General features: G+C 64.9%; 1 protein-coding gene. It reads left to right on the forward strand.

The window, feature by feature from the left end:
* Nucleotides 1-23: 23 nt before the first annotated feature.
* Nucleotides 24-556: IS110 family transposase (locus tag NKI41_RS33255; RefSeq protein WP_502901276.1), on the forward strand; the 533-nt coding region annotated here is incomplete at its 3' end.

Raw genomic sequence — 556 nt, forward strand, 5'->3', positions numbered from 1 at the left:
ACAGCCGCGGCCACAAGGCGTTCATGAGCTGGTTGAGCCCGAGCCGGTTGGACCCGCCCGGCGTACGCATCGTCTATGAGCCGACAGGTCCATATCACCGGGCCTTTGAGCGGAAGCTGGCGGCGGCTGGCCTTGCGCTGGTCAAGGTCAACCCACGCCAAGCCCGGCGCTTCGCCGAGGCCACCGGCAGGATCGCCAAGACCGACCGGCTGGACGCCGCCATGCTGGCGCGCATGGGCGCTCTTCTCGATCTCGAAGCACGACCGGTGCGCAGCCCGATCCTCAATGACCTCAAGGACCTGCACATGGCGCGCGAGGCGCTGGTGAAGAACCGGACGGCGGCGAGGAACAAGGCGCTAACCCTTCCCATCCTCAAGCGCCACAATGCCCAGCAGCTCAGGCAGATCGAACGTCAAATGGCTGCTGTCGAAAAGGAGATCACGGCGCTCATCCAGTCCGATCCCGATCTCTCCCGTCGCTTCGCTATCCTCGTCTCGATCCCGGGCGTCTCGGCAATCACCGCCTTCGCGCTTCTCATCGAAATGCCCGAACTCGG

The organism is Mesorhizobium sp. M0601 (genome assembly GCF_040320845.1).
Lineage (GTDB): Bacteria > Pseudomonadota > Alphaproteobacteria > Rhizobiales > Rhizobiaceae > Mesorhizobium.